Origin of the sequence: Alistipes sp. An54 (assembly GCF_002159375.1) — a bacterium.
Classification (GTDB): Bacteria; Bacteroidota; Bacteroidia; order Bacteroidales; family Rikenellaceae; genus Alistipes; species Alistipes megaguti.
Genome location: NZ_NFIA01000001.1, coordinates 596,322 through 605,099, shown reverse-complemented (window position 1 = coordinate 605,099; position 8,778 = coordinate 596,322). Strand labels below are relative to the sequence as shown.

Genomic DNA, 8,778 nt, shown 5'->3' with positions numbered 1-8,778 from the left:
GCCAACATAACTACCGGAAAGAGTGCGTATGGTATTCTGAATTACAATCAGTTGAAAGTCAACAAGGGAAAGGCTTCCGTATTGTCGACAAGACTGATATTTGAAGATCCTGACGGGAAATACAATGTCTCGAAGATGGCCGAAGAGTTTCACAACTCGATGCCAGAATGCATCAGGACTGAAAAGCCGATAGTTCATATCTCCCTGAATCCGGACCCCAAAGATGAGATTGACGACGAACTACTGATCACGATGGCCGAAGAATACCTGAACGGAATGGGTTGGGGAAAACAGCCCCATATCATCTATAAACACACTGACAACAAAAGGGTTCACATCCATATTGTTACGACACAGGTTGATATAACCGGGCGCAAGATCAATGACAGCCATCGCAACAGACGAAGCGTTGCCATGACTGAGGAGTTGGAGAAGAAATACCACCTTCATCCGGCGAAAGAACGAAAACAAGAGACTTTGTGGCAACTCAAACCCATAGATTACCACAGAGGCGACCTGAAGAATCAGATCGCCGCCGTGGTTAAACCGCTACTCGCCCTGTATCGTATCGGTGTAGAAGAGCTGCAAGGATCACGTGCAGGAAGGCCATACCACGGTTTGGTATATACCGTGCTGGATGAGAATGGGGAAAAAGCACCCGTAACGCCGCTGAAAGCATCCAGTCTGGGAGATGACGCCTCCTTGAAAAAGGTCGAGACCATTCTGGCAAGTTCCCCAGAGAAGATCAAGTCTGCCAATCTTCATAAAATGATATTACATCATGTGGAGGAGGCACTGATTGCGGCGCCATCCGAAGAGGAGTTGTGCAAACGTCTGAAAACCCATCACATTGATTTATTCCTGCGCCGAAATGATCAAAACCGAATCACCGGCGTCACATTCATCGATCACGAGAATCGCTGTGTGCTCAATGGTTACCGACTCGGGAAAAGGTACTCGGCAAACGCCTTCAATGAAAGGTTCGGCAATACCATGAAAAAAGAGACATCGACTAAAAAAATATTGACGAGAAAATTATAACCCCAACTCAATCTGAAAACGCAGCTGCCAGCGGTTGTAATTGTCGGGAATGATGAGTGGATCACGTTCGGCATAGGTGTCGTACGAGAGATCGGCCTGCACTTTCAGCCTTCAGACCCCCAATCTTCCGCTGCGTGAGTTGCTCGACGAATTGGAAAATATTGCACCGATCCGCAGCTCGGTCAACCAGGGCGTCGTTACGATCGGCAGACGATAGCCGTCCAAAACCAATCAAAAACAACGCACCGGTTTGTGTCCCAACTCCAGCCCGCGGAGGACGTCGAGCGAACTGGGACGGCCGTCCGTGCGGAGGACGTAGACGCTCTCCTCGGCCATCGTGGCGATGATGTAGTTGCGTGTTTGGGCCGTTTGCCAACCGGTCCGACGGGCGTTGCGGACGGCAAAGATCAGGATGCGCTGCTCGGCCAACGCCTCTTCGACGGCGGGAGGGTAGCGGCGGTAGAGGGCGTGCCCCAGGGCCCAGATCATCGGGTGGCGGGCTTTCAGCAGAAGTTCAAAGACGGATTTTTCGAGCGGGGATTGAAAGCCGCTGATTACGACACGGTCGGTTGCGCAACACGCTTCGGCCCAGCGCAAGGCCTGCTCCTCGACGGCCGGTGAGACGACGCGCGAGGCAAAGAAGGCGACCTTCCGGCGGCCGAGCAGGGCGGGGTTGCCCGTGTAATCGTAATCGAAAGCCATAAAAAACGTGGGTTGCCGCATTGACTTACCACGCATTCAGGCCTTCGCTGCCCCTACAAAGAATAAGGATACGGACAACCCACGCGAGCATATATGCACAGATTGCACCGTAAGGGGCAACCAGATGTATATGCAACACATGGACGTCCTATTACACCCTCTTCTTTGTAGTTCAAAGTTGCGAAGTTTGAGTATGAAAGAAGATCGTAATTAAACGTCTGTCAATATGTAAGTCCCGCGGATCGGCACGGAACCATCTACAAAAATAGGAAATTAAATCGGAAAACCGCCAACAGTCGCTGTTTTTTGCGGTAGAGCGTCTGTCGGGCGGTGTGTATCGTTGTAGTTTATTGCCGCAGGCGGGTCGACCCGCTTTCCGACTGTCGGCAAATTTCGTATCTTTGTCTTGGACAGGACGCGCCGAACGACGTCTATAAACCGAAGCAGAGCATGAGTACCCTGGAACGAGCCATCGAGATTGCCACCGAGGCGCACCGCGGCCAGCGCGATAAGGCCGGGAACGACTATATCGGCCACCCGCTGCGGGTTATGGCTGCCGGTAAAACGACAGAAGAGAAAATTGTCGGGGTGCTGCACGATGTGGTTGAGGACAGCGACTGGACGCTGGAGGAGCTGGCGGCCGAAGGGTTTGCACCCGGAATCATCGAAGCGCTGCGGTGTTTGACGCACGCCGAAGAGGAGCCCTACGACCGTTATATTGCCCGCATAAAGGGCAATCCGCTGGCCGTGGCGGTCAAGCTGAACGACCTGACGGACAACATGGATATTCGTCGCCTGCCGTACCTTTCGGACAAGGATGTCAAGCGGCTGAAGCGCTATCTGCGGGCCTACAAGCAGCTGACCGGCGAGCCGACCTACTCGGTCTACGCCTGCCGCCAGGAGTATCCGAACGCCTATTTGCCCTGGACCGAGGCGGAGGATCTGGAGCTGACGCGCCGGTGGTGTGAGGGGGCGACGGAGGAGGAGTTGTCCGCCCATTTCCAGCGCAAGTCCGGTGCCATCCGTTCGCGCATCGAGAAGCTCGACCTGGAGCGGCTCTATGGAAAACGGGCCAAGCAATCCTGACCGCACGCCGCAGCCTCGGGTGCCGTCTGTAAAGTGCGGCGGAACGATAAACTGATTCGCGATGATATTGAGCGTTAGCCGAAGAACCGATATTCCCGCCTTTTATTCGGACTGGTTTTACAACCGGATCCGGGAGGGGCAGGTGTGCGTCCGGAATCCGATGAACCGGCACCAGATCAGCAAAATCCGGCTATCCCCGGATGTGATTGATTGCATCGTCTTCTGGAGCAAGAATCCAGCGCCGATGCTGCCGCGTTTGGGCGAACTTGCGGACTACATGTACTATTTCCAGTTTACGGTCACTCCATACGACAGGGAACTGGAGAAGGGGCTTCCGCAGAAGGAGTCCGTGATTGAGACGTTCAGACGGCTGTCCGACCGGATTGGCCCTAAGCGGGTTATCTGGAGGTATGACCCGATTCTTTTCTCGCAAAGCATGGACATCAGCTATCATCTGCACGGTTTTGAGGCAATTGCCAAACGGTTGGCCTCCTGTACCCAAACCTGCGTGATCAGTTTTGTGGATCTGTATCAGAAGACGCGGCGCAATTTAAGGACGACAACGGTCCGGGAGCCAAGTGCGGATGAAATCTCCCGATTGGCTGCGGGGCTGGCGGCCATCGCGTCGAGCTATGGCATCCGGATTCAGAGTTGCGCGGAACGGATAGACCTGGAGCCGATGGGCATCCGGCATGGCCGATGCGTCGATCGTATGTTGATTGAAGAGTTGCTGGGGTGCAGGTTGAATGTTGCCAAGGACAGGAACCAACGGCCGGAGTGTGGTTGTGTGCAGAGTGTGGATATCGGGACCTATGATACATGCAGCCACGGCTGTCTGTATTGCTATGCCAACACCGATACGAAGACGGTGTATCGGAATCGGGTGTTGCATGACCCGTTGTCGCCGTTGTTGATCGGCCGTATGGAGGAGGGTGATGTCGTAAAGGAGCGGGTGATCCGCTCGTTTAAGGTGAGCGATGCGCTTTTTTAGGGGTAGATAATCCGGCCGCCCCGATGGGCTTGGGACCGGTCGGACCGATGCGTGCCGCTATCTCGGACGCCGTTTGCGAAGGACAAATTCGGTCGCCTCGCAATCCTTCTGGTCGGCGGTCCGCACGGGATTCTGCAGCAGCCACTGTTCGAGCTCCTCGCGCAGGAAGTAGACATTCTTGCCGTGAGGCTTGTAGTGAGGGATGCGGGCGCTGTGGGTGAGTTTGTACATGTAGCTCGGTGAGATGCCTGTGAAGTCGCAGGCTTCGGAAAAGTTCAGGACATTTTTCTGTCCGCGCAGCAGTTGTTCGATGCGGTCGAGACGCTCCTCGACGGTTAGACTCATTTGCATAAAAACACAATTTAAAAGGTTTGACAAAGGCGTTGCGCAACGCACGGGCTTGTAATTACAGAGACAAAGAAACGAAGAAAAAAGGCTGGCGACATTGTCTGCCAACGTTTCCGCTTGTTTGGACAATCTTTCCCATCCATTGCCCGCGTACTGACACCCTGCAAACACGACGGCGGAACCCCGCAAAGGGAGACATCGACCGTGCTTGTTGGCAGGCATCTACGGGCAGGCTATGACTGCGCAGCCTCCAGGGCCCGGATGCAGTCGAGAATCTGCTGCTCGCGTTTTGCGTCGATGATGTCGGCCATCTGCTTGGCCGCCGAGAGATCCTTGGCCGTAAGCGGCTTGCCCAGCTTCGAGAGGAAGCACCCCTTGGCTCCCGCCACACGCTGCCACTTCGGGGTGATGAACCGCGCGGCGCTCAGCGATTCGAGCAGCAGCGCCAGCAGTTTATTGTGGGTTGTCTGTAGCGGTTCCGGAAGCTGGCAGGCGAGCAGCAACTCAACCTCCGGGCGGGTGACGTCGCGCCGGAAGAGGCCGATGCGGTTGATGTGTTCGGTCAGCAGATCGAGCTGTCGGTCGGTAAGGCGCGGTGAGAAGTCCTCCGGCATGGGGTCGAATCCCGTGCGGCTGCGGTTGATGGCGCGGCGCTTCTCGGCCTGCGCCTGCAGGGCGGTTTCACGTTCCCGGGCCTGCTCCAGCTCCTCCTGCCGCTGCCGCGTGAAGCCGGCAATCTCCGCAACGGCGCTCTGCACCTCGTCGAGCCGGGTGTTGAGGTCGTTCCGTACGGGGGCAGGGTAGCGGTTGTAGAGGTACGCGAAGGTCTGGTCGATGCGCCGCTGTTCGTCGCGCGTGAAGTTGCCGTAGGCCAGCCGACGTTCGTAGTTGCGGTGCTGCTCGTCGAGGTAGCGGCGGGCCTCCGCACCGGTGAGTCCGCGGTACTCAATCTCGCTCTCCAGGTAGTGGAGCGTAAAGCGGGGATCCCGGAAGAGGACGACGCAGAAGGTGAGCCAGCTGAAGAGGACGACCAGCGCATAGAAGATCGTCGCCGGCACCATCCAGATCCACCCCAGCAACCGGCTCCGATGTGCGAGCCGTATGCGCACGCTCCCGATCCATGCACGGACCCGGCTGTTGGCACGACGGTGCGAGTAGCGGATGTATTCGATGCGGTTCATGGGCGGTCGGTTGCGGTGCGGGAGTGGAGGTTGATGCCCCGTCTTCCAAAGATAATCATAATTCCGGAATCCGGTTCACCGCTTCGCGTTTCTTCTCGTCTATAATCTGCGCATAGACCTGCGTGGTCTTCAGCTCGCGGTGGCCGAGGAGCTTCGAGAGGGTGTAGATCTCGGTGCCCAATGAGAGTTGCAATACGGCGAAGGTGTGGCGCCTTTGGTGGAACAGGACCCACAAAGCAGCTGTCAGCAAATAGGTAACAACAGAACGTAACCCGTTTGAAATGAGCGGTTTTTCATTATTCTGCCAAATGCCGGAAACGCAACGGAGTGCGGAATTTTGCACCATTTCAGTTACCAAGCCGTTAGCCGTCAGTTACCGAAGCAAGGACAGGTAACGCACGGAAAATGAAATTGTTGTGCACCCGTGCCGATTGCGCCGATATGCGCCATTCTGCAAATCAATGAACGCTTGCACTCGAAGTAAATTTGCAACCAAAAAGTGTAAGCGTATGAAAGTTGAAAAATTCAAGGTGCTGCTCTACCTGAAAAAGAGCGGAACGGACAAGTCGGGCAAAGCCCCGATAATGGGTCGTATCACGGTGAACCGCACGATGGCGCAGTTCGGCTGCAAGCTGTCGTGCAGACCGGAGTTGTGGAACGCGAGGGAAAGCCGTCTGGACGGCAAGAGCCGCGAGGCGGTGGAGACCAACGCCAAACTGGACAAGCTGCTGCTTGCGGTCAATGCGGCGTTTGACACGCTGGTGGAGCGCGGGCAGGACTTTGACGCTACGGCGGTCAAGGACCTGTTCCAAGGCAGCATGGAAACGCAGATGACGCTGCTTCGGATGACCGACCGCATCTGCGAGGACTTGAAGGCGCGTATCGGGATAGACCGTGCCAAAGGAACGTACCCCGGCTATTACTACATGAGAAAGACTTTGGGCGAGTTCATCCCGTGGCAGTTCAAGACGAAGGACATCGCTTTCGGGCAGCTTTCCGAACAGTTCATCCACGATTACCAGAACTATGTAATGGACGTGAAAGGATATGCCGTGGATACGGTGCGCCACTATCTCGCCATACTGAAAAAGGTATGCCGCATAGCCTACAAGGAGGGATATGCCGAAAGATGCCATTTTGCCAATTTCACTCTGCCTCAAAAGACAGAGCGGACACCGAGGGCGTTGAGCCGCGAGGACTTCGAGAAAATCCGTGATGTGGAGATACCCGCATGGCGCACCACACACATACTCGTCCGCGACCTTTTCCTGTTTGCCTGCTATACCGGCACTGCCTATGCGGATGCGGTGAGCGTCACCCGTGAGAACCTCTATACGGACGATGAGGGAAACCTTTGGCTGAAATACCGCCGTAAGAAGAACGAGCTTCGGGCGAGCGTGAAACTGCTGCCGGAAGCCCTTGCCCTGATTGAGAAGTACCATGATGACAACCGCCCGACGCTGTTCCCGATGGTATACCATCCGAACCTCCGCCGGCACATGAAATCCCTTGCCGTCCTCGCAGGGGTGAGCAGCACCTTGTGCTACCATCAGGCACGCCACTCCTTCGCCTCGCTGATTACGCTGGAAGCCGGAGTGCCGATTGAAACCATCAGCCGGATGCTTGGTCACTCCGATATAACCACGACCCAAGTCTATGCCCGTGTCACTCCGAAAAAGCTGTTTGAAGACATGGACAAATACATCGAAGCGACCAAAGACTTGAAACTTGTTTTGTAACCAATTAAAATCAGCAATTTAAAAACAATACATCTATGCGCAGTACATTTTCCATATTACCATATATTAACCGAAGCAAAGTGAAAGCTGACGGCACGACCGCCGTCCTCTGCCGTATCACCATAGACGGCAAAAGTTCCACGATGGCAACGGGCATCTATTGTCGACCGGAGGACTGGAACAGCAAGACGGGAACCATCCGCACCGTCCGCGAGAACAACCGCTTGCAGGAGTTCCGCAAGTCCATCGGGCTTGCCTACGATGAGATTTTGAAGAAACAGAACGTGGTGAGCGCCGAACTGCTCAAGAACATATTGGCGAAAAGGGCGGTCATCCCCACCAAGCTGTTGCAGATGGGCGAAAGGGAACGCGAACGTCTGCTTGCCCGCTCAAAGGAGATAAACTCCACGTCCACCTACCGCCATTCGGGGTATTACCAGAAATACCTGAAAGACTACCTCACCTCGTTGGGCAAGGAGGACATCGAATTTACTGACATCACGGAGGACTTCGGAAGTTCCTACAAGGCGTTCATGAAGCGCAACAAGAATTTCAGCGCACAGCAAATCAACAAGTGCCTGTGCTGGCTGAGCAAGCTGGTGTACCTCGCAGTGGATTATGAGATACTCCGCGCCAACCCGTTGGAGGACATGGAATACGAAAAGAAGCCCGCGCCGAAGCACAGGCACATCAGCCGTGCCGAACTGAAAGCCATCCTTGAAACTCCCATGCTCGACCCGTTGCAGGAGCTGGGGCGGAGGGCATTTTTGTTTTCAAGTTTCACTGGTTTGGCGTATGTGGACATCATGCTGCTCCATCCGCACCACATCGGCAGGACGGCGGACGGCAGGCGTTACATCCGCATCAACCGCAAAAAGACCAAGGTGGAGGCGTTCATCCCCCTGCATCCGATAGCGGAGCAGATACTCGACCTCTACAACACGACGGATGACACGAAGCCCGTGTTTCCACTTCCGAGCCGTGACGAGATGTGGTTCGAGATACACGAGCTGGGCGTGGCGATAGGACGGAAAGAAAACTTGTCCTACCATCAAAGTCGGCATTCGTTCGGAACTTTTTTGATTTCGGAGGGAATACCCATCGAAAGCATCGCCAAGATGATGGGTCACTCCGGTATAAAAACAACCCAGCGGTACGCGGAAGTTACGGACAAGAAGATTTCAAAGGACATGGACAATCTGATGGCTTTCAGACGTGCCTACGGAACAGGTGCGTCAAGGGAAAGGAAAACAAAAGACACAATAGTGGACAGGAAGGAATGACAATGGAACGTGGAATAATCACAATCAGCGAAAACGGGGCGGTCACGATGCCGACCGCTCCCGTCTGGATGACGCAGCAGGAGATGTCCGATGCGTTCAACGTGTTCGGCAGCGACATTCGCAGGGCTATCCGTGCCATTTACAAGAACATGGAGTTGTTTGAAAGCGACACCATGCACTATATCAGACAGGATAACGGGATAAGTTACGATGTGTACAGCCTTGAAATGGTGATAGCCGTTGCTTTCCGGTTGCGGACAAAGGAATGTATGGCTTTCAGACGGTTTGTCATGGGAAAACTGTATGCCCCCAGTCGGAAAGAACCGCTATACCTGTTCTTTTCGCCAGCGGCATATCCCCGAAAGGAGTATAACTGTTAATGCAAAGGATATACGACCAGACACGGT

General features: G+C 54.8%; 10 protein-coding genes. 6 read left to right on the top strand and 4 right to left on the bottom strand.

All coding sequences use genetic code 11. The features are described 5' to 3' along the window. On the top strand, positions 1 to 1,041 hold a 1,041-nt coding region (gene mobB, locus B5G09_RS02305; protein WP_143256456.1), incomplete at its 5' end, for a conjugal transfer protein MobB. Between the two features lie 231 nt (positions 1,042 to 1,272). Here the strand turns inward: mobB and B5G09_RS02300 are convergent. Then, positions 1,273 to 1,743: a hypothetical protein gene (locus B5G09_RS02300; protein WP_087403847.1), complete on the bottom strand. Its 471-nt coding sequence runs from the start codon at positions 1,741 to 1,743 to the stop codon at positions 1,273 to 1,275. A gap of 450 nt (positions 1,744 to 2,193) precedes the next feature. Here B5G09_RS02300 and B5G09_RS14275 point away from each other — a divergent pair, with 450 nt between their 5' ends. After that, positions 2,194 to 2,829, top strand: a complete 636-nt coding sequence (locus B5G09_RS14275; protein ID WP_241147534.1) for a hypothetical protein — start codon at positions 2,194 to 2,196, stop codon at positions 2,827 to 2,829. Positions 2,830 to 2,890: 61 nt separating this feature from the next. Further along, complete coding sequence (locus B5G09_RS02290) at positions 2,891 to 3,820, top strand: DUF1848 domain-containing protein (RefSeq protein WP_087403846.1); 930 nt, start codon at positions 2,891 to 2,893, stop codon at positions 3,818 to 3,820. Positions 3,821 to 3,877: 57 nt separating this feature from the next. Here the strand turns inward: B5G09_RS02290 and B5G09_RS02285 are convergent, their stop codons facing one another. From B5G09_RS02285 to B5G09_RS14530, 3 genes are all read right to left on the bottom strand, one after another. Further along, positions 3,878 to 4,171, bottom strand: a complete 294-nt coding sequence (locus tag B5G09_RS02285; RefSeq protein WP_087403845.1) for a helix-turn-helix domain-containing protein — start codon at positions 4,169 to 4,171, stop codon at positions 3,878 to 3,880. 230 nt (positions 4,172 to 4,401) lie between these two features. Next, entirely contained in the window at positions 4,402 to 5,349 is a 948-nt protein-coding gene (locus B5G09_RS02280; protein ID WP_087403844.1) for a hypothetical protein, read from the bottom strand. Between the two features lie 55 nt (positions 5,350 to 5,404). Continuing rightward, the gene (locus B5G09_RS14530) at positions 5,405 to 5,695 is read right to left on the bottom strand and encodes a recombinase (RefSeq protein ID WP_343285469.1); all 291 of its coding nucleotides are present in this window, start codon (positions 5,693 to 5,695) and stop codon (positions 5,405 to 5,407) included. Between the two features lie 163 nt (positions 5,696 to 5,858). Between B5G09_RS14530 and B5G09_RS02270 the strand changes: the two genes are divergently transcribed. The 3 genes from B5G09_RS02270 to B5G09_RS02260 are packed head-to-tail and all read left to right on the top strand — an operon-like array spanning position 5,859 to position 8,751. Next, the gene (locus B5G09_RS02270; RefSeq protein WP_087403843.1) at positions 5,859 to 7,088 is read left to right on the top strand and encodes a site-specific integrase; all 1,230 of its coding nucleotides are present in this window, start codon (positions 5,859 to 5,861) and stop codon (positions 7,086 to 7,088) included. 35 nt (positions 7,089 to 7,123) lie between these two features. Continuing rightward, positions 7,124 to 8,371, top strand: a complete 1,248-nt coding sequence (locus tag B5G09_RS02265; RefSeq protein WP_087403842.1) for a site-specific integrase — start codon at positions 7,124 to 7,126, stop codon at positions 8,369 to 8,371. Positions 8,372 to 8,373: 2 nt separating this feature from the next. Then, positions 8,374 to 8,751, top strand: a complete 378-nt coding sequence (locus B5G09_RS02260; RefSeq protein WP_087403841.1) for a transporter — start codon at positions 8,374 to 8,376, stop codon at positions 8,749 to 8,751. The last annotated feature ends 27 nt before the right edge of the window (positions 8,752 to 8,778 follow it).

Excerpts from the sequence above, each read along its gene's own strand:
- B5G09_RS02300 (WP_087403847.1), bottom strand. The coding sequence starts at position 1,743 with ATGGCTTTCGATTACGATTACACGGGCAACCCCGCCCTGCTCGGCCGC.
- B5G09_RS14275 (WP_241147534.1), top strand. The coding sequence starts at position 2,194 with ATGAGTACCCTGGAACGAGCCATCGAGATTGCCACCGAGGCGCACCGC.
- B5G09_RS02290 (WP_087403846.1), top strand. The coding sequence starts at position 2,891 with ATGATATTGAGCGTTAGCCGAAGAACCGATATTCCCGCCTTTTATTCG.
- B5G09_RS02285 (WP_087403845.1), bottom strand. The coding sequence starts at position 4,171 with ATGCAAATGAGTCTAACCGTCGAGGAGCGTCTCGACCGCATCGAACAA.
- B5G09_RS02280 (WP_087403844.1), bottom strand. The coding sequence starts at position 5,349 with ATGAACCGCATCGAATACATCCGCTACTCGCACCGTCGTGCCAACAGC.
- B5G09_RS14530 (WP_343285469.1), bottom strand. The coding sequence starts at position 5,695 with ATGGTGCAAAATTCCGCACTCCGTTGCGTTTCCGGCATTTGGCAGAAT.
- B5G09_RS02270 (WP_087403843.1), top strand. The coding sequence starts at position 5,859 with ATGAAAGTTGAAAAATTCAAGGTGCTGCTCTACCTGAAAAAGAGCGGA.
- B5G09_RS02265 (WP_087403842.1), top strand. The coding sequence starts at position 7,124 with ATGCGCAGTACATTTTCCATATTACCATATATTAACCGAAGCAAAGTG.
- B5G09_RS02260 (WP_087403841.1), top strand. The coding sequence starts at position 8,374 with ATGGAACGTGGAATAATCACAATCAGCGAAAACGGGGCGGTCACGATG.